The 21778-nt window shown below is 66.9% G+C and carries 13 protein-coding genes; 11 read left to right on the forward strand and 2 right to left on the reverse strand.

The window, feature by feature from the left end; translation table 11 throughout:
* The 8 genes from VNJ48_RS09295 to VNJ48_RS09330 all read left to right on the forward strand — a co-directional run.
* The coding region (locus tag VNJ48_RS09295; RefSeq protein ID WP_414689931.1) for an RCC1 domain-containing protein at positions 1-1198 on the forward strand (1198 nt) is incomplete at its 5' end.
* 105 nt (positions 1199-1303) lie between these two features.
* Complete coding sequence (locus tag VNJ48_RS09300; protein ID WP_325601366.1) at positions 1304-2644, forward strand: hypothetical protein; 1341 nt, start codon at positions 1304-1306, stop codon at positions 2642-2644.
* A gap of 103 nt (positions 2645-2747) precedes the next feature.
* The gene (locus VNJ48_RS09305; RefSeq protein ID WP_325601368.1) at positions 2748-3161 is read left to right on the forward strand and encodes a hypothetical protein; all 414 of its coding nucleotides are present in this window, start codon (positions 2748-2750) and stop codon (positions 3159-3161) included.
* 57 nt (positions 3162-3218) lie between these two features.
* On the forward strand, positions 3219-4466 hold the full coding sequence (locus tag VNJ48_RS09310) for an MFS transporter (protein ID WP_325601370.1): 1248 nt from the start codon (positions 3219-3221) through the stop codon (positions 4464-4466).
* Between the two features lie 748 nt (positions 4467-5214).
* Complete coding sequence (locus VNJ48_RS09315; protein ID WP_325601372.1) at positions 5215-5535, forward strand: helix-turn-helix transcriptional regulator; 321 nt, start codon at positions 5215-5217, stop codon at positions 5533-5535.
* A gap of 173 nt (positions 5536-5708) precedes the next feature.
* Positions 5709-6953: a Shedu anti-phage system protein SduA domain-containing protein gene (locus tag VNJ48_RS09320; RefSeq protein WP_325601374.1), complete on the forward strand. Its 1245-nt coding sequence runs from the start codon at positions 5709-5711 to the stop codon at positions 6951-6953.
* 641 nt (positions 6954-7594) lie between these two features.
* The gene (locus VNJ48_RS09325) at positions 7595-9277 is read left to right on the forward strand and encodes a hypothetical protein (RefSeq protein ID WP_325601376.1); all 1683 of its coding nucleotides are present in this window, start codon (positions 7595-7597) and stop codon (positions 9275-9277) included.
* The gene (locus VNJ48_RS09330) at positions 9270-10073 is read left to right on the forward strand and encodes a hypothetical protein (protein WP_325601378.1); all 804 of its coding nucleotides are present in this window, start codon (positions 9270-9272) and stop codon (positions 10071-10073) included. The genes VNJ48_RS09325 and VNJ48_RS09330 overlap by 8 nt, the downstream gene beginning before the upstream one ends.
* Positions 10074-10256: 183 nt before the next feature.
* Here VNJ48_RS09330 and VNJ48_RS09335 read toward each other — a convergent pair whose 3' ends face one another.
* Both VNJ48_RS09335 and VNJ48_RS09340 read right to left on the reverse strand, forming a co-directional pair.
* Complete coding sequence (locus VNJ48_RS09335) at positions 10257-11546, reverse strand: calcium-binding protein (protein WP_325601380.1); 1290 nt, start codon at positions 11544-11546, stop codon at positions 10257-10259.
* Between the two features lie 95 nt (positions 11547-11641).
* Entirely contained in the window at positions 11642-13012 is a 1371-nt protein-coding gene (locus VNJ48_RS09340; RefSeq protein WP_325601382.1) for a pyridoxal phosphate-dependent decarboxylase family protein, read from the reverse strand.
* Positions 13013-13109: 97 nt separating this feature from the next.
* On the opposite strand from VNJ48_RS09340, the gene VNJ48_RS09345 reads away from it, so the two are divergent.
* From VNJ48_RS09345 to VNJ48_RS09355, 3 genes are all read left to right on the forward strand, one after another.
* On the forward strand, positions 13110-13883 hold the full coding sequence (locus VNJ48_RS09345; RefSeq protein ID WP_325601384.1) for an SDR family oxidoreductase: 774 nt from the start codon (positions 13110-13112) through the stop codon (positions 13881-13883).
* A gap of 177 nt (positions 13884-14060) precedes the next feature.
* Positions 14061-18686: an alpha-L-arabinofuranosidase C-terminal domain-containing protein gene (locus VNJ48_RS09350; RefSeq protein WP_325601386.1), complete on the forward strand. Its 4626-nt coding sequence runs from the start codon at positions 14061-14063 to the stop codon at positions 18684-18686.
* A complete protein-coding gene (locus VNJ48_RS09355) occupies positions 18683-21415 on the forward strand; it encodes an OmpL47-type beta-barrel domain-containing protein (RefSeq protein WP_325601388.1) in 2733 nt (910 codons plus the stop codon). The genes VNJ48_RS09350 and VNJ48_RS09355 overlap by 4 nt, the downstream gene beginning before the upstream one ends.
* The last annotated feature ends 363 nt before the right edge of the window (positions 21416-21778 follow it).

The raw sequence follows: 21778 nt of genomic DNA on the forward strand, positions 1-21778 counted from the left end.
CGTGATCCCCATAGCCCAGGGCGAGTTCCAGCTGGTCCCACCCAAGACCTGGCCGGCAGACTGCTCGGTCGAGGAGCCGCCGCCTCCAACGACGCCCTCCCCGACGCCCACGCCGACGACCACCCCCACCCCGACGCCCACACCGACGCCGACTCCCACCCCGACCCCCACACCCACCCCGGGCGTCTGGAGCAGTGTCAGTGCCGGGTCGTACCACTCGTGCGGGGTCACGACCAGCGGCACTGGCTGGTGCTGGGGCGGCAACGGCCAAGGCACCCTGGGCGACGGCACCACCACCGACCGGCTGACCCCCACGCAGGTGCCAGGCAGCTGGAGCAGCATCAACGCCGCGTTGTTCCACTCGTGCGGGGTCAAGACCGATGGCACCGGCTGGTGCTGGGGCGCCAACGACTACGGCGAGCTCGGGGACGGCACCACCACCACCCGACCGAGTCCTACTCAGCTTCTTGGGAGCTGGCGCACCCTCACGGTTGCCTACAACCACGTGTGTGGCGTCAAGACAGATGGCACCGGCTGGTGCTGGGGCGCCAACCAATTCGGCCAGCTCGGGGACGGCACCACCACCAACCGGTCGACCCCCACCCAGCTGCCAGGAAGCTGGAGCAGTGTCACCGCCGCTCGCGAGTATTCCTGCGGGATCAGGACTGACGGCACGGGCTGGTGCTGGGGCCTCAACGGCGACGGGATGCTCGGGGACGGCACCACGACCGGCCGGTTGACCCCCACGCAACTGCCAGGAAGCTGGAGCAGCCTCACCGCCGGGCCCTTGCATGCGTGTGGGATCCAGACGGACAGCACCGCGTGGTGCTGGGGCTACAACCGCCAAGGGGCACTTGGAAACGGCACCAGCACCAGCACGTCGACCCCCACTCAGCTGTCCGGGAGCTGGTCGAGCATCACGGCCGGGCACGACCACTCCTGCGGCATACAGAGCGATGGCACGTCCTGGTGCTGGGGCGCGAACGGCGACGGGACCCTGGGGGACGGCAGCACGACCGACCGGTCCACCCCAACGTCGAGGGCTGGCAGCTGGAGCAGCTTTGATGCCGGGATCACCCACTCCTGCGGGGTCAAGGTCGACGGCACCGCCTGGTGCTGGGGCAACAACTACAAGGGGAAGCTCGGGGACGGCACCACCACCGACCAGATCGTCCCCACGCAGGTCGGCGGCGCGTAGACACGGGGTCTCTTTGGACCTGAGTCTGGAGAAGACTCAGGTCCAGGCTGGCGCCCTACGATTTCTGGTCGAGCGTTGCGTCGTCGCGGGCACTGGGAAGGCACGATGGCGCGCGTTCAGGTCATGACGACGGAGGTCCAGGTGCGCCGTACAAGTCGCGAGGCCATGTCGGCCGCGCAGACTTCGCCCGCTTCTGAAGGGTGGGGGTCCGTAGGTTCGATCAAGGCCTTCGACGTCCTTGTTGCGCTCGCGGGGACTGTCGTGACCTTCGTGTGGGCGGCCGGAGTGCTGCCAGCCGCCTCCGAATCGGGGCGAGCCAGTGGCGTGGAGGCATTCTGGGTGTCGGCCTCGTTGATCGGGCTCGTCGCTGGGTCCGCCCTACACACGCCGATTCATGAGCTCGGTCATGTCCTGGCGGCCGCCGCAGTGCGTCTTCCGGTCGTGAGCGTGCGAGTCTGGAACCTTCGGTTTGGTCGTCCTGACCTGGCTCTGGTGGGCACCAGCGGGCACGTGACGGTCGAGCTTGCCGATGCTCTTCGAGGGTTGCCTGTTCGCATGATTCTGTTCTCGTTGGGCGGATCGGCCGCCGTCGTCACTGTTGCGCTCGCTACGGCCAGCACCGTCATCGCCAACCCATCCGCACCGACTGGACTTCGGGCACTGGCGGTTGGGTTCACCGTCGCCGGGTTCTGCGACGCGGTCACGAACCTCACCCCGAGGCGGCTCTCACGAGATCAGGAGAGCGATGGCCGGACCGTTCTTCGCTGGATCGTCCGGCCCACCGCGGCGCGCGCAGACGTTTATGTTCGGTCCCGCCCCGTCCCCCAACACCCATTGCCAACTCTGCTCAGCGGGACGAAGACGGAGCAGCATCGACGCGCGCACCTGCTGTCCGAAATCGGAAACAAGCATCCCGACGTCGCCATTGCTGCCATCACCGAGTTGTTCAGACGCCGGCCCCGCTGGGACGACGGCTGGCAGGACTACGACGCCGTCGCAACCTTCGCGGCGCGGGATGACCTCCCTTCCGACGTCCGCGCGAAGGTCAGCAGCCAATACTGCCTGTCGTTGGCGCTGGCTTATCTGGTCATGCTCAGGACCGACGAGGCGACCGATCCCGAATCGACGAAAGTACGCCTGATGGATGAGCTTGCCGAGCTCGCACTCGCGGCGAAGCGAGGCTCGCTCCAGGCTCGCACGGCCATGGCCCTGGTCCGCATCATCCAGATGCGACCCGCGGAGGCTCGCGCGCTACTCGGCGACGTCGAATCGAGCGCATCGCCGACCGTGCAGGCACGCGCCAGAGCCGTCCTCGGCATCGCCGAGATCCGGCTGGGGAACCTCGACCAAGCGCGCGCCCTGGCAGCTCAATCGCGCCGGATCGCGCCCACGGACTCAGTAGTGAAACTGCTCCACACTCTTCTGGCCCCGACCGCCCCCGGCTAGGACCGTGAAGGTCGGGAAGCGCACGAGGAACCCGTGACGATTGGCACGGGTCGGGCGGCCCCGTGCCGTCCAAAGTACGACTATCCCAATCTTTGGAGTCCTCATGGAACCGTTTGTATCCGATGCCTCGCGCCAGCTGGCGGGCATCCTCTTCCTCGCTCTGGTGACGGTCGAGACCGGCGGCCTCTACCTGCTCAAGATCGTCCGCGGCCAAGCCGATGTGACCCCATTTCAGGAGAAGTTCGCGCGTGCCGGTCACGCCCACGCCGGGGTGCTGCTCGTCCTGGCGCTGGTGTGCCAGCTCTTCGTGGACGCGACCGACCTTGCCGGTGGCTGGGAGTGGCTGGCACGCAGCGGTGTAGCAGCATCGGCGCTCCTGATGCCCGCGGGGTTCTTCTTCTCGTCCATGGGACGCGGGCGCACCGAGCCCAACCGACTGATCGTGCTCGTGCTTGCAGGCGCCGCACTGCTGGCCGTCAGTCTGACGACGCTGGGCGTCGGACTCTTGACGACCTGAGGTTGGCTCGCAGCAAACCAACTTGTCTACCGGCGGGTTTGCCGCTTCACTCTCCCGGTGAGTAGCAGCCGACTGTCGCCGCTCGCGACACCGACCTTTCGCTACTTCTTCATCGGCGAGGTCGTGAACCGCGTCGGCTCGTCGATGTCAGGTGTGGCGCTGGCATTCGCCGTCCTCGACATCGAGGATTCCGCGTCGGCTCTCGGCTGGGTGCTGGCGGCGTCGAGCGTGCCGATGGTGGTCTTCATGCTCCTGGGTGGAGCGATCGCCGACCGGCTGCCACGGGCCGTGGTGCTGCGTGGGTGCAACCTCATCCAAGGCATTGTTCAGGCGCTCACGGCGGGTCTCGTCCTCAGTGGGACGGCGGAGATCTGGCACCTGATCGTCTTGCAGGCGGTGGCCGGCACCGTGTTCGCGGTGAGCTATCCCGCGTTCCTCGGGATGGTTCCGATCCTGCTCCCGGTCGAGGAGCGTCAGTCGGCGTACCTGCTCATCGGTCAAGCCACCAGTGCCGTCGGCATCCTCGGCCCAGCGATCTCCGGGATCCTGGTCGCGACGGTCGGGGCGGGGTGGGCGCTGGCGATCGACGCTTCGACCTACCTGCTCGCTGCAGCGCTGCTCCTGTTGGTGCGTCTGCCGGCGGGTGACCGCAGCCAAGCCAAGGCAAGCGTCATCGGAGACTTCGTCGCAGGCTGGGCGTTCGCGCGTCAGCTGGGCTGGGTGATCCCGGCTTCGTTGGCAGCACTGGTCTTCAACGCCCTGGTCAGCGGCGCGATCAACGTCCTCGGTCCGGTGATCGCCGATGACACGATCGGCAGCGAGGGCTGGGGGATAGCCACGTCCGGGCAAGCCCTGGGAGTGTTCATCGCCGCGTTCTTCCTCGCCAAGGTGAAGGTGACCGCGCCGATGAAGGTGATCATGGTCGCCTTCGTCGTCTACTGCGTGCCCATGCTCGTGCTCGGCACCGAGGTGAACGTCTGGGCTCTCTCCGCGGCCTTCGTCATCGCCGGCGCCGCGCTCAGTGTGCTGGACCTCTCCTGGAACCTGTTGGTGCAGGAGAAGGTGCCCGAAGCGATGCTGTCGCGGATCATGGCGATCGACGGGTTCTTCTCCTTCGTCGCCACCCCGATCGGACTGGTCGCCGTGGGTCCACTCGTTGTCGCCTTCGGCGCAGGACGCGTCGAGCTGGGCTGCTTCGCCCTCGCCGTACTCGTGGCTGCGTTTGCACTCACCAGGCGCACCATCACCGGTGTCAGGCTCACCGGCGCGCCGCCGCCCGTGCTCGCGAGTTCAGACGTCGGATGAAGCGCTTCCACATGGCCGGGCATCTGCGCCATGCTGAATTGCGATGTCCCCTGGGCTGGGGCGGGGGTACGCTCTGGGAGCTCATCCACCTCACCGACCGCGCCTCGTCACGGCGCCGCCCATGACCTCACAGTTCGAGAACCACGGCCCTCGCCTTGATGGAGTGGCCCCACTTCGGTGAACGCCCAGCGGCCCCGCCGGCCGCGAACCGCCAGCGGTGTTGAGTTCAACCTTCAGGCTTGGTCGGATCTGGTCCGACGAGCAGAGCGCCGTGCCCCGGCGATCTACATCGATTGTCCGTGCTGCAACGGGGAGGACGGACTCGAATCGAGGGATCGGCTTGAGTCCGTGATCCGACGTGGTGGCAGGCAGGGTCGCCGGCTGGCCCGGGCAGTCAGGCCACTGGATGACCGCTTCGAACAAGCGACCGTTCCGTCACTCAACGGCCCCACCCATGCGGAGTGGTGGCATCGGCGCGTATGGATCTAGACACTGATGAGGATCGACCCGACCTCGCGGGCGCCGTCGACTCGCTCGAGGTCGTGCTGCCTGCGAGTGTGATCGCGCGTCTTGCGACAGCTTCTGCTCAGCCCCGCCCCCGAACGGCTCCTTTGGAGCCGGCCACAGGAGCATCCTGTCTTCCGCCGGGGCCAAGGACGCCAGGCGCAGCACGAAGGGCGTAGTTCATCAAGCCAGCCCGACCTCTCAACCAGTTGACAGCGACGGAACGAAAGCGCATTATGCGTCTATGACGAATAGACGCTTAGGTGCTTGGCTTCTCACCAGGAGACGGGAGCGCGCTTTGACGCAACAGCAACTGGCTGCCGAGGTAGGCGTCCACCAGACGCGGGTCTCCCACTGGGAGCGGGGCAGTCGCCTGCCCAACGCTGAACAACTCCAAGCCCTCGCCGAGTTGTTCGGTGCCAACGTCGAAACGCTGATGGCAGAATTCTTCGTCGACAACGATGTCGAGCGAGCGCTCATCAGCGACGCCATGCTCCACGAGGACGACAAGACCGCCTTGCTGACTCTCTACCGGACTGCTGCCAGAAGGTCGTCAGAGGGGTGAAGATGGCGCACGCGGCGCAGCTGGCACGTAGTCCAACAGGCGTTCGCGTCTTGCCTGCGAAGAGATCCCGCCTATCCATCGATGAGCTGGGCTTTGCCCCACAACCCTCACTCGTCAGAATCAAGTCGTCGAGTAGAACACTGCTTCGCCGACTACCCCCTACCGTGTTCTCCATGTCGGAACAGGTTGAAACCCCGCGCTGGGAGCAAGTTGCTCTTAGTCTCGAACTAGCTGCCGCTAGGCCGTCGGAAGCACAGCAGGCGACGGCGAAAGCTATCGGTTTGGTGCTTCCGGACGATGTGCCGGAGTCAGTGGCGGCTGTATTGCTGAAGAAGCACCTCGCTGGAGTGCTCCTCGAACGTCTTGGTCGGGAGAGTGAGATCCCCGACACGTTGGTCGAGCTTGAGGAAGGCCTAGGGATCTCCAAACCAGCGGTGCTGATGACCGACTCCGCCGTTGAAGTATCGGCGTGGTTCGCCGCCCGCTACATGCTAATGACCGCTCGTGGCCTGCGGGACGTCCAGCCGGGAATCGGGGATGTTGTGACCAGCCAGGCATGGCCAGGTGAACGGCGCGTCATCTCGAGTATCGGGGATGGCGGTCGGGTGTACATGCGGGGCCATCCGTCGAGGAAGGCGTGGCCGAACCATCTGAAGATCATCGCGCGTTTGGGGCAGGGCGAATGGGCCGAGGAGGCCGCCACAATCGAAGCGGCCCTCCGTAACGGTGCGTCGTACAAGCTCATGAACCTGGATCGCTTGGACGCGTTGCAGGAGTACAAACTCCTGAGCCATATGCCGTCCCCGGAAGCCGTGCGAGCTTTGGAGGAGTTGCTTGAGTCGGGCGAGCGGCTTGAGGAACTGTTCCAGTCCCTGTTGACGCAACATCCCTCGTTGCTCGCAGCGACAGTGGTCGGAGCGTCGGGCACATACGTGATTCCCAAGCAGCGCCTCGGAGCCGAGCATGTCCCTGACTTTCTCGTGCTCGGGATCAACAGTCTCGGTCCACAGTGGCTTCTGGTCGAAATCGAAGCCGCGCGCCATTCAATCGTCAATGGTGACGGCACTTTGTCGGGACAGACTCGTCACGCAATCAAACAGATTCGGGACTGGGGCGAGTGGATCACGACAAACGTCGCATACGCCCACAGCGAACTAGGTCTCCACGGCCTCACCAATCGGGCACCAAGCTTAGTCATCATCGGGCGGGACGAGCCAACGATGGAGCGGCAGCCCTCACGATCGCGGTCGGGCGAAGGCGAACGGATAGCGATCCATTCCTGGGACTGGGTCCTCAGGTCTGCGCGCAACCTGTCAGCGACGGCGATCGGCTTCTCGGAATTGGCCCGCCACAATGCGAAAGCCGGAACGACCAGCAACCGAGACGCCGCTGGCATCACGGATGAAGACACTTGGTGATCGGAGAAGGTGCGCCCGCATCCAGAAGGGTGGTTTAGCCATCTCCTCTCGATGCAAACCGACCCTAGGGAGATCGTTCGACCGTGCGGCAGCGACGGACCCGATACAAAAGTCGGGAGGGCCGAGTCGCGTCGGCCTGGGAGTTCGCACGGCGCGCGACGGGCCCACGCGCTGGCCCTCCTGCCTGAGACTTGCCCCGACTAGCGGTGCGAATCCTGCTTACGGTCGAGGCACGACGACATGCCGGTCGCAAGCAAGGTCGCTATGCGCTAGGTGCTAAAGGGAGGTGTCGATGGCGGTTGTCGCTGAGGCGTGGAGGTTTTTACAGAGTTGGCCTCGGGCCGTGATCATCGCTGATGCTTCGTGTCGGGCCGCACGTTGTCCTTGTCCTCCCTTGTCGGCTGCTGGAAGTCCAAAGTGAAGCCGCACGAATCACGGCGGCCGTCACCCGTTGCAGGAGACCCGACTCCTCAACGTCCCCCTGCTCCAGTCAAGCGCGGCCGGGAAGCTCATGTCACTACGGGCGCGGCAGGAGGTCCACTATCGCGAGGACCGTGGTAGCGGCAGCCAAGGACACGTGCGTAGCAGTGCGTGAGCCAATCAGCGATGAAAGTCTGGCACAAGGTGGAAGGATGGTGTCCGTGGACGCATCGACCGACGACCTGATCGACCTCGGCTATCGCGCGGAGGACATGAGCCGCCAAGAGCTTGAGCGATGCACGATCCTCACCGCACGCGAGCAGACGCTGCTTCGCAAGTTGAAGAGCCCTGGGCAACGACTCCTGATCGGCCCCCGGGGCAGCGGAAAAAGCACGTATCTACGCTTGGCGCGCTATGCGCTTATCGATGAAGGCTCAGCGCTACCTATATACGTGAACTACGCGAAGTCACTCTCGTTAGAGCCAGAACTCCGCAGGGACCCCAGCGCACTTGCCTTCTTCCGACAGTGGGTTCTGGCTCTGATTCTCCGGGGGTTGGATGAAACCCGCAGCGTGCTGAAGACAAGCATCTCGGAACACCAGACAGAACGACTGGAGTTAGCGACCGCTGTGGCGAGCGCGGTGGAGCGACGGCGAGCCGATCAAGCGCCCGCAAGCGACTTCACCCTTACTGAGGTGCTCGACCTTCTCGAAGAGGTCTGCGAGCTTTCCGGCCGACGGCGCGTTGTGCTGCTGTTGGACGACGCAGCGCACGCCTTCTCGCCTGAGCAGCAGCGCGAGTTTTTCGAGATCTTTGGCAGTTTGCGCTCGCGGGTGGTCAGCGCCAAGGCTGCGGTTTATCCCGGTGTTACGACGTACACCCCCCGGTTCCAGGTCGGTCATGACGTCCAGGTTTCAGACGTGTGGCTGGACCCGTCGGATCCCGACTTCCTGGAGATGATGCGGGACGCCTGCGAGAAGCGGCTTGATCCGGAAGCGATGAGTCGGCTTCGAGCACGACGGGGGGCGCTGGAGTATCTCGCACTTGCGAGTTTTGGACTACCCAGGAACTTCTTAGGAATGGTTTCACAGTTTCTTGAGGAAGATGACGGGAGCAGTCTCAAGAACACTACGCAACTTTGTGACTCGGCAGTCGAGGATTCAGCGGCCGCTACCATCAAGGTCTTCCTCTCACTGGAGGAGAAGCTGCCACGCTATAAGAACTTTGTGGCTGTGGGCAGCGACCTAGTTGGCGCCTCTGTCGAAGCAATCAACACTTACAACGCGAAGCGGACCGGTCAAACCAAAGTGGTCTCAGTTCTGCTTCAGGAGCCATTGCCTTCGGAAATTGACCGCATTCTGGGGTTGTTAGAATATGCCGGGGTCGTCCGCCGTTCCAATACGCTAAGCATGGGACCCAAGTCCTTTAGGCAAGTGGTCATTCATTATTCACTTCTGCTGAGCGCAGGTGCGTTGGCGTTGGGACGGAACCCCTCCGTCGAACTCGCCATCCAAGGACTGACTCGCCGAGACTCGTCTACGGCACGTGTCCGCCGCACTCTGTCCAGCCTGCTCGGCAAGGACTTCCTGAGCCGCTGCAAACTGAATATGGCGGCGTGCCAGCGGTGCGGGACGCCCCGCGAGATCCCAGAGGCGCGTTTCTGTTCCCACTGCGGCGCGCCTTTGAGTGAAGCATCCATCTACGAAGAACTGCTCTCGGCCAGTATTGAGAAGCTTCCAATTAGTCAAAAGCAACTGGATCGAGTCATTGCTGCTGGGCAGATCAACACAGTTCAGGACATTTTGACGGATGAAGAAAATATGAAACTTCTCGCCGCAGATTACATCGGGCCAAAGCGAGCACTTCAGATCAAGGCCATTGCTGAAGAGTTTATCTATGAATAGTGTCATGGTGAATGATGTGGGCGTCGCATCCCAGATAGAACTGCGGGATTGTATTGCCGAAGTGCATGCTTCAAATGATTCGGCAATGACTCAATGGGTGTATGACGTGATGCTTATCAGCAAACTATCGACGTCCTTAATGCGCGGCGAACACGATGTGACTGTTGGCCAAATGCTCGTGGCGAGCATGGTGAGTTCTACTGAGAACTACTATCGCACGTTGTTTGCCGACTTGGTACACACTTGCCCTTGGACGGCACGCAACGTAGGAAACGAACCGATTTCGTTTGCAGCCGTCCAGACCTTCGGTACGGGCAAGGCTGGATTCGGACTCGTGGAGGGCAAACTATTTAGTTCGCGTGGCGTGATCGCTAAGGAGATCAAGCGCTTCACAAGATATCAAGTACAAACCACGTCTACGCTAGGTAAAGCCATAGCTGCGTTCGACTCGGTGTGCGCAATTCGGCACGCGGCGGTGCATTGGTCGGGACGTTTCGATACCCGCGCGCATGAATCGCTTTCTGTGGACATCCATCGGCGCGGGCAACACGGCCTGAATCTCGACATCAAGTCCATCCAAGACGGCTTGGCCGCTTGCGATTTCTTGGTTCGAACCTCCAACCAAGTCCTCTTCGATCACACACTAAACAGATGGCTCAACGAGGGTTACCTAGGTAGTGATGCCCTAGAAAGAGAAAACAGGGACCGGGCGCGGTCCTTATCGACGATATTCGCGGAGCGTCGTCTCAAATCATCAGTGACCAAGAAGATCATCGACACGGCAGCGGTCGAATAGGGGCCTCGCCGCGCCTCGTCCGCGCGTCGCAGCCTTCCCATCCATCGCGGGGACGCAGAACATGGGCTGTGCCGAATCGGCGAGACGCGGGACGGCATGCCCACACGCCTGGCCGGCAGTAGAGCTCAGGCCTCGAACCACGTGATCATGGTGGCTCGCACTGCGGGCATATCGGCGAACGAGTCAGGACTCGCAGGACACCCGAGTCTCAGCGACGCAGGAGTCGTTGCCTCCGCGACCATTGGCCGTGTCCGTGCCTTCGCCGCCATCGAGGATGTCATCGGCCTCGGCGAACCCCGTGAGCGTGTCGTTGCCGGCTTCGCCGTACAAAGTCGACATGCCGACCCACCCGCAGATCGTGTCGTCATCGGAGTCGAAGCGCCCGCCGTTGAAGAGGACGTCGTCGCCTGCGCCGCCGTAGATAGTGCCGTCGCAGGACGTCACCGACATCCGGTTCGGGCCCTCGTCGCCGTACAACGTGGTGTGTGCGAGGGCGTAGACCTGGAGGCCTTCCATGCCGGTGAACGCGAGGGCTCCCGGGCTGGAGGTCTGCCACTCGATGCGGTCGGTGACCAGGCTTCCGGTGACGGTGTCCTCGGGAGCGGACGACAGTCGGACGCTGATCGCGTCGGTGCCGGGCCCGCCGTCAAGCGGGCCGGCGTTCACCGAGGAGGTGAACAGGTAGTCGTCACCCTCGCCCATGGAGGCGCTGAAGGTCCCTCCGCCGAGGCTGACGGACTCGTCGGCCGGCCCGCCAAGGAACTCGGCGCGCACGTCGGCGTACGCATCGAAGCCCTCGAAGCTCGTCCAGACAGCCGCGACGACCCCGTCCACGGTGAGCTGGCGGGCGACGTTGTCGATCTCCACCACGTCGGCGCTCCTGGGGATGGGGCCGACGAACACGTCCTTCCCGCCCCCGCCGTCGAAGCTTGCGCCGGTGCTCTCGCCCACCACGTCGAGGCGGTCAGGGCCACCGCCCAGCCGGATCACGTCACGGTTGCGAGTGCCGGCCCACCCCGACTCGACCGAGTCGTAGCCGCCGCCGGTGCGGATGGTGTCCTTGCCGGCAGCGTCCGAGGCCTTGAACGAGAAGACGTAGTCGGTGTTCGGTCCGCCGATGAACGTGTCGCGACCCGGTCCGAGCTCGACGGCGGCGTCGCTGTGCTTGCCCACCACGCGGATCACGTCGTTGCCGGGGCCGCCGTCCGCGCTGCTGCCACTGCCGACCAGGCAGATGAGGTCATCGCCGCCCTCGCCGGAGACGTCGACCACGTTGCCGCGCCGGGTTGCGACGATCACGTCGGCACGAGGCGTGCCGGTGATGAACGACTTGCTCGACACGATGGTCGCCTTCTTGCCCTGGCAACGCGGACCCGCGCTGTCGGACGGCGCCGCGATCACGCCGGTGGAGGTGAACGCCAGTGCGGGGCCCAGGAGCACCGTGGTCACGAGGGCGCGAGTGGTCCTGCGCATGAGAGATCTCCAAGGTCGGTGGATGTCACTGGTACGACGCACTCAACCATCTCCAGGTTGTGCCATCGTCCCCCTCGGCGTCTGCAGCCGGGCCTCTAACCGGCGGCGGCGCGAAGTGCGTCGAGCGTGCGATCAACGTCGGCGTCGGTCGTGGACCAGTTGCTCACCGAGATGCGCAGCACGGCCCGGTCATGCCAGACCGAGCCACTGGTCCACGCGGTGCCGTCCTCCAACATCCGACGAACCACCTCGCGTGTGCGGGCGTCGTCGCCGAAGGCAGCGCACACCTGGGTGAAGACCACGTCGTTGAGGACCTCGGCACCCTCGATCTCGGCGATCCCGTCGGCGAACGCCCGAGCATGAGCGGCCAGACCTTCCACCAGCTCGGCCACCCCGCTGCGACCCAGCGACCGCAGCACTGCCCACACGGTGAACGCGCGGGCGCGGCGAGACAGCTCAGGAACCTTCTCGAACGGGTCGCCGGCAGCGTCGTGGATCAGGTAGTCACCGTGCATCGACATCGCCGCCCGCAGGACGGCCGGATCGCGCACGATCGCCAGTCCGCAGTCGTACGGCACATTCAGCGTCTTGTGGGCATCGGTCGACCAGGAGTCAGCGGCCTCGTAGCCGTCGAGAAGGTGGCGGTACGCCGGGCTGGCACCGGCGAAGAGCCCGAACGCGCCGTCCACGTGCACCCATGCGCCGTACTCGTGCGCAGCCGTGATCGCCTCCTCGAACGGGTCGAACGCCCCCGAGTGGACGTTGCCCGCTTGGAGGACCACCACTGCTGGCCGGTCGTCACCGTCCCCCAGCATCCTGCGAAGCGCCGCCGGGTCGATCCGGCCCTGCTCATCGGCCGCAACGAGCTCTGGCGCACCCAGACCGAGGTAGCGCAGCACGAGATCGACCGAGTCGTGACGCTCCGCCCCCACCAGGACCCGCACCCCCGGCGAGCCGACCAGTCCGTCAGTCCCGACGTCCCACCCCGCCCGAGCCAGGACCGCACCACGGGCGGCGGCCAGGCAGGTGAAGTTGGCCATCGTCCCACCGGTCACGAAGCCGACGGCGCTGTTCGCGTCCAGACCGAGCAGATCCAGCACCCACGCCTCGGCAAGGTCCTCGACCGCGGTCGCCGCAGGCGTGACGGTGCGTAGCCCGGCGTTCTGGTCCCACGCCGAGGTCAACCAGTCCGCCGCCATCCCGGCCGGATGCGTACCGCCGATCACGAAGCCGAAGAATCGACCCGACGGCATCGCCGTCAGCCCGCCCTCCACCCCCTTCACCAGCAGGTCGACGACCGCCTCCGGATCGGTCGGCCCCGAGGGCAGCTCAGCGCCAAGCGCCGAAACCACGTCGGCGACCGACGCAGACGGGGGTACGGCACGCTCATCCAAGCTCGACAACCACGTCAAGGCGTGTTCATGCGCACGGGCGAGGGCCCCCGTGGCGTCAGGTGTGCCACCCACCTCCACACCTGCCCTTCACGTAGGTCCCGCCGGGCTGCAACTCTCCTCGCCGTCGGCCCGCACCGCAATGCCTCGATCTCGGGGGCAGGATGGCGCCATGACCTCTGCAACCGCCCCGAGCCTTCCCCGAGCTGTCCTCGTCACGGGTGCGTCCCGCGGCATCGGCGCCGCCATCGCCTGCGCGTTCGCGGAGCGGGGTGACCGGATCGCCGTCCACTACGGCACGTCCGCAGAGAAGGCGGAGCTGGTTCGCGCTTCACTGCCCGGTGAGGGCCACATCACCGTCCAGGCGGACCTGACGGACGCCATGGACATCAAGGCAGCCGTCGACTCTGCGGCCGAGCGGCTGGGTCGACTCGACGTGCTCGTCAACAACGCGGGGGTGTTCCTGGCTCACCCGCCGCTCAACACGTCGTACGACGAGTGGCAGACCGCCTGGTCGCAGACGATCGCCATCAACCTGACTGGCGCTGCCAACGCCACCTTCTGCGCGATCCCGCACCTGCGCGCCGCGGGCGGTGGGGCCGTGGTCAACGTGTCCAGCCGGGGCGCCTTCCGCGGAGAGCCGACCTGCCCCGCCTACGGTGCATCCAAGGCGGGGATGAACGCCTTCGGACAGTCGATGGCGTTGGCCCTGGCACCGCACGGCATCTCGGTCAGCACCGTCGCACCCGGCTTCGTGGAGACCGAGATGGCGCGCGAGGTCCTCGACGGTCCGGGTGGGGACGCCGTGCGGGCGCAGTCGCCGTTCGGCCGAGTCGCACATCCCGAGGAGGTGGCGGCGGCGGTGGTCTGGCTCGCGTCGCCGGAGGCACGGTTCTCAACCGGCACGATCATCGACGTGAACGGAGCGTCCTACTTGCGCTCGTAGTGGATCCCTCGACGAGAGCGTCCCGTGACTGTGTGAGCGCTCACACCTGGAACGGTGGTTGCGCGTCCCATTTCGCGAATTACGGTTCCAGACCCCTTGACGTACGTGATGTTAGCGCTAACACTCGCATGTGTTGCGCGTCACATCTCGGTGGCGTACCCGACCCAGAGGACCGTCATGAACATCCTTCGCCGAACGTCCGCAGCCATCGTCGCGGTCGCCGTTCTCACGAGTGGACTGGCCGCCGTCACCCACGCCGTGAGCCCTGCGGCCGCAGTCGCCGATGGCGACGTCACGTGGACCGACACCTTTGAGGGCACGTCGCTCGACGCCCGCTGGGACGTCGTCAATCCCGATCCGGCGCACCTCGCGGTCTCGGACGGTGCGCTGCGCATCGCGGGTCAGCCCGGCGACACCTACCAGACTGTCAACACCGCGAAGAACGTCGTGATGCTCGACGTGCCGGCCGGTGACTTCACCGCCACCGCGGACGTCGCGGCGGGTGTCGCGAAGGTCTACCAGGGGGCCGGCGTCATCGCCTGGCAGGACATGGACAACTACGTCAGGTCCGGCCTGACCTTCGTGGGCGGGCTCGCGCCGTCAGGCACCGCCATCGAGACCGACGTGGAGACCGGTGGGGCCTTCCGTGCCGTGTCCTTCGCCGGTCGTCCATCCTCGGTCGCCGAGCGCATCCGCGTGCAGCGCGTAGGTGACACGATCACGTCGAGCTACTGGACTGGCTCCGAGTGGGTGACCGCCGCCACCACGCCGGTCGCCTTCGAGACGCGGCAGGTCGGGCTCTACGCCCTGGCCGCCCAGGACGGCACCGTCCTGCAGGCCGCCTTCGACTCCTTCACCATTGAGCACGCCCCCGGCGGTGATGTCACCCCTGAGGGGACGTTCGTGCTGCAGGCCGACGGGGAGGCGCCGTACGTCGTCACCCAGGACGGTGCCGTACGGCTCAGTGCCCAGCAGCCCGCCGCGAGCCTGCGCCTGCGAGCCGCAGCCCTGGGCGACGGCGCCGTAGGCGTCTCGACGGACGAGGGTCCGCTCCTGCTCCGCGACGGTGCTCTCGTCGTGGGCTCAGCGGGCGACGAGCCCACCGCGCTGCGGCTGACGGACGCCGGTGGCGGCAAGGTCGTCCTGCGCGACGCGGCCACACCGACGTCGTACGTCACGCTCGGCACCGACGGCGCGCTGGTGACCGGCTCCGAGGCGAACGCCGTCCGGTTCCTGCTGTCGGAGGTCGAGGACGGGTTGTCGACACTGAGCATCGATGGCGACGCCACCGGCGCCTCGATCAGCGACACGATGTTCGGCATCTTCTACGAGGACATCAACTACGCCGCGGACGGCGGGCTCTACGCCGAGCAGGTGCGCAACCGGTCCTTCGAGTTCAACCGCTCGGACAACCAGTCCTTCACTGGCCTGACCGCGTGGGAGGTCCTCAACCGCAGCGGCGCCGGCACGACCGGCGTCGTGGTCGACGACGCCACGCGCCTCAACGAGATGAACCGCAACCACCTGCGGCTGGTCGCGGCGGCGGCCGGCGACGGGGTCCGCAACATCGGCTACAACAACGGTTTCGCCGTGCAGGCAGGCGACACCCACGAGGGCTACCTGTGGGCCCGCAGCGGTATGGCGCAACAGCTCACCGTCCGCCTGGAGAACGCCGCCGGCGACGCGACGGTGGCGTCCGCGACCGTCGCGCTCGACGGCTCCGACACGTGGAAGAAGTACCCCTTCACGCTGTCCCCGGACGTCACCACCGATGCCGGGCGCCTCGTGGTCCTCGCCGGCGCCCCGTCGGTCATCGGCCTCGACATGGTCTCGTTGATGCCGACCGACCGCTGGGTCGGCCCGGTCAACGGCAAGTCCGTGCTGCGCAAGGACCTCGCGGAGAAGATCGCCGCGATGGACCCCACGTTCCTGCGGTTCCCCGGCGGTTGCGTCACCAACGTCGGCACGTTCAAGACCTACGAGGAGAGCGGGCACGCCGACCGCCGCCGGACCTACCAGTGGAAGGAGACCATCGGCCCGGTCGAGGAGCGTCCGACCAACTGGAACTTCTGGGGCTACAACCAGACCTACGGCATCGGCTACCTGGAGTACTTCGAGCTCGCCGAGGACCTCGACGCCGAGCCTCTGCCCGTCGTCTCCGTCGGCGCCAACGGCTGTGGCGGCGCGGGAATCCCGGAGATGCACGACCCTGAGCTGATCGACCGCTGGGTCGACGACACGGTCGACCTCATCGAGTTCGCCAACGGCGGGACCGACACCGAGTGGGGTGCCAAGCGCGCCGCGCTCGGCCACCCCGAGCCGTTCGGGCTCGAGATGATCGGGCTCGGCAACGAGGAGAACACCACGACCTTCGAGCAGAACTTCCCGGCGTTCCGCGACGGGGTGTTGGCGAAGTATCCCGAGATCCAGATCATCTCCAACTCCGGTCCCGACTCCTCCGGCGCTCGCTTCGACACCCTCTGGGACTTCAACCGCGCACAGGACGTCGACCTGGTCGACGAGCACTACTACCGCGACCCCCAGTGGTTCCTCGAGAACCACTACCGCTACGACTCCTACGACCGCGACGACCCCAAGGTCTTCCTCGGCGAGTACGCCTCGCGCGGCAACACCATGTACAACGCGCTCGCCGAGGCGTCCTACATGACCGGTCTCCAGCGCAACGCCGACGTCGTGCGGCTCGCGTCGTACGCGCCGCTCCTGGCCAACGAGTCGCACATCCAGTGGAACCCCGACGCCATCTGGTTCGACAACGACGAGTCGTGGGAGACCCCCAACTGGGAGGTGCAGAAGCTCTTCGGCAACAACGTCGGTGACGAGGTGGTGCCGAGCACGTACGACGGCCCGGCCGACACGAGCGCCAACGACATCACCGGCGGCGTCTTCCTCTCGACGTGGGCCACGTCGGCGGCGTACGACAACGTCACGGTCACTTCGAACGAGACCGGCCAGACGCTCTTCTCCGACGAGTTCGGCGACGCCTCCCAGTGGACCCCGCAGGCCGGCTCCTGGGCGCCGAACGGCGGTCGATACGTGCAGTCCAGCACGTCGGTGACCGACGCGCGCAGCATCGTGACCGGCGCCTACGCCAAGGACTGGAGCAACTACACCCTCGAGCTCGACGCCACGAAGCTGGCCGGCAACGAGGGCTTCCTGGTGGGCTTCGGCGCCACGGGTGCCAACAACTTCTACTGGTGGAACCTCGGGGGCTGGAACAACAGCCGGTCGGTGCTCCAGCGGGCGTCCGGCGGCAACGCCGGCGAGGTCAAGGCCCTCGAGGGCCAGAGCCTCGAGACCGGGAGGAACTACAAGATCAAGGTCGTCGTGGAAGGTCGGCACATCGAGCTCTACCTCGACGGTGTGCTCCAGATGGAGTACGACCAGCCCGCACCGCCGGCCAAGGTCTTCCAGGTCGTGACCCGCGACGAGCGCAGCGGCGACATCGTGGCCAAGGTCGTCAACACCTCGACCAGCCCAGCGCGCACGCGCATCGACGTCTCCGACGCCGGGGTCGAGCCGACCGCCACCGTCACCACGCTGAGCGCCCCGTCGCCGTCGAGCACCAACACCAAGGCGGCGCCGAACACGATCAAGCCCAGGACCCGCGAGGTCGGGGGGATCTCGGAGTCCTTCGTCTACGAGTTCCCTGCCTCGTCCGTCACCTTCATCCGGATGCGGACCGCCGACGCCGTGGCGCCGGTCGTCGACGACCTCTCGCTGGTCGGTCAGGGCGTCAACGGCTGGTACGCCGACCCCGCGACCGTGCGGGTGACGGCTTCGGACGACCGGCGGGTCGAGCGCCTCGAGGTCTCCGTCGACGACGGTGCCTGGACGCAGCTGCCGGGCGATTCCGGTCAGGTGACGGTGACCGGCAACGGCATGCACACGGTGCGGGTGCGGGCGGTCGACGCCGCCGGTAACGTCGGGGAGATCCGCCCACTCGTGGTGGGCATCGACGCGACATCCCCGGTCAGCCGCAGCGGCTTCGACCCGGCGTCCCGGACGGTCACGCTGACCGCGGCCGACGCCGGCTCCGGCGTCGAGCGGGTGGAGTATCGCCTGGGTGGTGGCGGCTGGACGACGTACGACCAACCGATCCAGGTCGGTACGGCGGCGACGGCCGTCGACCACCGTGCGGTCGACCGCCTCGGGACTGTCGAGGAGCCCGGCCGACTGGAAGTCCCGGCTGCCGGGGCGTCGTTGGCGCAGACCCTGACCGCGGCAGTGGTGGTGACGTCGCCCGTGCGTCTGGGCCGAACCGTCCAGGTGGACGCCACGGTCACCAGCCAGGGGGCCACCCCCACCGGAGCAGTCACGTTGGTCGGCGCGTCCGGGACCTTGGCCACCGCGACCCTCGTCGACGGGCGGGCTCGCCTGACGGTGCCCTCGTCGCGGCTCGGCCTCGGCACGCACGACCTGAGCGTGAGGTACGGCGGAGACAGCGCCCGAGGCGCGTCCCAGGACACCGTGAACGTGGTCGTCACCAAGGCGAGGTCGAAGACCCGCACCACGGTGAAGCCACGCAGCGTGGGCAGGAAGGTCGTGGCCCGTATCGCGGTCGCCTCCGCGGTGGAGGTCGTCGGCACCGTGACGGTCGAGGTCATCAGGTTCGGCAAGAAGGTCGCGCGGCGGATCGTGGAGCTCGACGAGGGGCAGGGCAAGGCCGTCCTGCGTGGTCTGGCCCCTGGCCGCTACCGCTTCAGAGCCACGTACTCAGGGTCACCGAGCGTCGAAGTCTCGTCGGGCACCACCTCCGTGCGAGTGACCGGACCCGGCCGATGAGCCGCCGCACGCAGCGGGTCGTCCGCTCCTGGGCCATCGGCGCACTCGCCCTGGCCGCGTCGGTGACCGGGATGTCCTCGGGCGCCGGTCCGGCCGCCGCGGTCGGGGTGCACGCCGCCGCGGCTGCTGGCGAGGCACAAGAAGCCGTCGACGCCGTCACGCTGGTCCATGCCGACGACGTCCGGGGCAACCTGTCCCTGCCCGAGGTCGGCCTGCACGGCACCACGTTCGAGTGGTCGTCGGCCGACCCGGCTGTCGTCACGGACACTGGCGAGGTCACCCGACCGGCCCACGGCGGCGCGTCCGTCGACGTACCCCTGACGGTCACAGGCACGTCCGAAGGAGCGACCGCGACCCGGACCTTGATGGTCCGGGTGCGGCCGACGCCGGGGCCTGCCGACTACGAGGCCTACGCATTCGCCTACTTCGCCGGCGAGAGCACCGACGCCGCCGAGAAGATCTACTTCGGCGCGAGCAACGGCAACGACCCGCTCGACTACGACGTGCTCAACGACGGCAGGCCGGTCCTGTCCTCGGCGTACGGCACGAGAGGGCTGCGCGACCCCTTCATCATCCGCTCGGCGGAGGGTGACCGCTTCTATCTCATCGCCACCGATCTCAAGGCCTACCCGGCCGTCGACTTCGGCGAGGCGCAGGAGACCGGCAGCAAGTACATCGAGGTCTGGGAGTCCACCGACCTGGTGAACTGGTCGGACCAGCGGCACATCAAGGTCTCCTCCGACTTCGCCGGCAACACCTGGGCGCCCGAGGCCTTCTACGACGAGGCCGCGGGGGAGTACGTCGTCTACTGGGCGTCGGCGCTCTACCCGACAACCGACCAGGCCGGTCGCGACATCGCGACGTCCTACCAACGGATGCTGTATGCCACCACCCGCGACTTCGTCACGTTCAGCGAGCCGAAGCCGTGGATCGACGTCAAGCGCGGCACCGGACGCGGCATGATCGACGCCACCGTGGTCCAGGACGGCGACACCTACTACCGCGTGGTCAAGGACGAGGCCTCCTACACGGTGCGTCAGGAGCGCTCGACCGACCTGCGCGCGACGGTCACGGGCTCGCTGCCTACAACCACGTCCACGCCCGGATGGCAGCTCGTCAAGGAGAAGGTCGGCGCCGGCCAGCCCAACCCTTGGGGCGGGACCTTCACCCAGGGCGAGGGCCCGACCGTCTTCCGCGACAACGAGGTGGCAGACCGCTGGTACATGTTCATCGACCAGCCGAGCTATCACGGCGGCCGGGGCTACCTCGCGTTCCGTACCGACGACATCGCCAGTGGCGACTGGCAGTCGGTGCCGACCGCCACGCTGCCCAGCAGCCCACGCCACGGCACGGTCATCCCGGTCACGCAGGCCGAGCTCGACACCATGCGGGCGGCCTTCCAGCCGGACCTCCTCGTCTCCTCGGTGGACGACGTGGCCGTGACGACACGCGAGGGCGTTGCGCCTCAGCTGCCGCAGACGGTGACAGCACGGCCCGGTGACGGCACGTCCGAGCAGGTCGACGTGCGCTGGGACGACATTGATCCTGCGTCGTACGCCGCACCCGGGACGTTCACCGTGGGCGGCACCATCGTCCGTGGTTCAGCGGACCGCCCGGTCGCGACCGTCACGGTCACCGACTCCGACGATCCCGTCCTCACGCTGACGGGTGTGGCGGACGGCGAGGCCGGCTGGTGGGTCACCGACCCGGTCAGGATCGGCGCGGTGGCCACCGACTCCTCCGGCATCGACGTGGTCGAGACGTCGGTCGACGGCTCGCCGTGGGCGACGACCTCGGGGGCCAGTGCCTCCGTGCTGGTGTCCGGCGACGGGGTGCACTCCGTCACGGCCCGGGCGCTCGACACGACAGGCAACCGCGTGAGCGCGTCGGCCGAGGTGCGCATCGACGCCACGGACCCGGTCAGCCGGGCGACGTACGACCCGACGAACCGGGTGGTGAGCGTGCGAGCCGCCGATGCCACCTCGGGGCTGGGCCGGATCGAGACGCGGGTGGGCGCGGGCCACTGGGCGCCGTACGTCGGCCCGCTGCGGGTCGGCGACGCGGCGAGCACGGTCGACTACCGCGCGGTGGACCGTGCCGGCAATGTCGAGGCAGTCAATTCACTGGTGGTCCCGGCGGCCGGCGCCGCGCTCAGGACGAGCTCGGTCGCGGCGTCCCTCGAGAGGCCGACCGCTCGCTACGGGGCGAAGATGCCCGTCTCCGTGCGGGTGGTCGGGGTCGGGAGCCAGCCGACCGGACCCGTGCGCGTCGTCGTCGGCGACACGCTGATGGCGTCGGGTCAGCTGGTCGACGGACGAGTGCGGCTCAGCGTCGACACCGCTGTCCTGGGCGTCGGGCCTCACGTCCTGCAGGTGTTGTACGGCGGCAACGCCACCCACGGGTCGTCGGCCACGACCGTCGCGCTCCGTGTCGTCCCGGCAGGCTCACGGACGAGGGTCCGTCTCGCGCTCAGTGGCGACGGCGAGCGAGCGGTGGCCCGGGTTCGGGTGACGACGGATCCGGCCGGGCAGTCCCCCGACCGCGTGCGTGCGACGCTCCTGTGGGGAGGCAAGGCCCTCCGGACGAGATGGCTGGAGCTCTCAGCCCACGGGCGTGCCCGATGGGCCGTCGCGCCAGGGCGCCGAGGCGTCTACACGGTCCGCGTGGTCACACCCTCGTTGACGACGCTGCGGCGGTCGAGCCACACGGCCCGCCTCCGGCTCCGTTGAGCCGAGGAGCTCGTCGGTCCCGCGGTCTCCGCCTCCGCAACCAGTCATGCCATATCGTGGCTGTTGCAAGCGACAGGCAATAGTGGGGGGCAGTATGGCGATGCCATCGACCGGCGCTTCAATGACGCCCGGGGCGGCCGATCATCCGCGCGAGCAGGGCTTGCCGCGTCCCTCGGCAGGCTCCCATCAGGCCGGTGCAGGGACGCACGCCCACATCTGGCACCTCCAGGACGGAACGGGTCTGCACGCACCGCCGGGCGAGCTGACGCGGGAGGAGGAGACCGGCAGGCTGTGTTGCCACCTGTGTGGTCATTGGTTCCGATCTCTTGGTGCGCACGTTCGCGCTCATGGCCACACGGCGGA

It is taken from the genome of Nocardioides sp. (assembly GCF_035576065.1).
Taxonomy (GTDB): domain Bacteria; phylum Actinomycetota; class Actinomycetes; order Propionibacteriales; family Nocardioidaceae; genus Nocardioides.

Bases quoted from the DNA above. Each gene is read 5' to 3' on its own strand.
- VNJ48_RS09330 (WP_325601378.1), top strand. From the start codon at position 9,270: ATGAATAGTGTCATGGTGAATGATGTGGGCGTCGCATCCCAGATAGAA.
- VNJ48_RS09315 (WP_325601372.1), top strand. From the start codon at position 5,215: ATGACGAATAGACGCTTAGGTGCTTGGCTTCTCACCAGGAGACGGGAG.
- VNJ48_RS09305 (WP_325601368.1), top strand. From the start codon at position 2,748: ATGGAACCGTTTGTATCCGATGCCTCGCGCCAGCTGGCGGGCATCCTC.
- VNJ48_RS09320 (WP_325601374.1), top strand. From the start codon at position 5,709: ATGTCGGAACAGGTTGAAACCCCGCGCTGGGAGCAAGTTGCTCTTAGT.
- VNJ48_RS09350 (WP_325601386.1), top strand. From the start codon at position 14,061: ATGAACATCCTTCGCCGAACGTCCGCAGCCATCGTCGCGGTCGCCGTT.
- VNJ48_RS09355 (WP_325601388.1), top strand. From the start codon at position 18,683: ATGAGCCGCCGCACGCAGCGGGTCGTCCGCTCCTGGGCCATCGGCGCA.
- VNJ48_RS09300 (WP_325601366.1), top strand. From the start codon at position 1,304: ATGGCGCGCGTTCAGGTCATGACGACGGAGGTCCAGGTGCGCCGTACA.
- VNJ48_RS09345 (WP_325601384.1), top strand. From the start codon at position 13,110: ATGACCTCTGCAACCGCCCCGAGCCTTCCCCGAGCTGTCCTCGTCACG.
- VNJ48_RS09335 (WP_325601380.1), bottom strand. From the start codon at position 11,546: ATGCGCAGGACCACTCGCGCCCTCGTGACCACGGTGCTCCTGGGCCCC.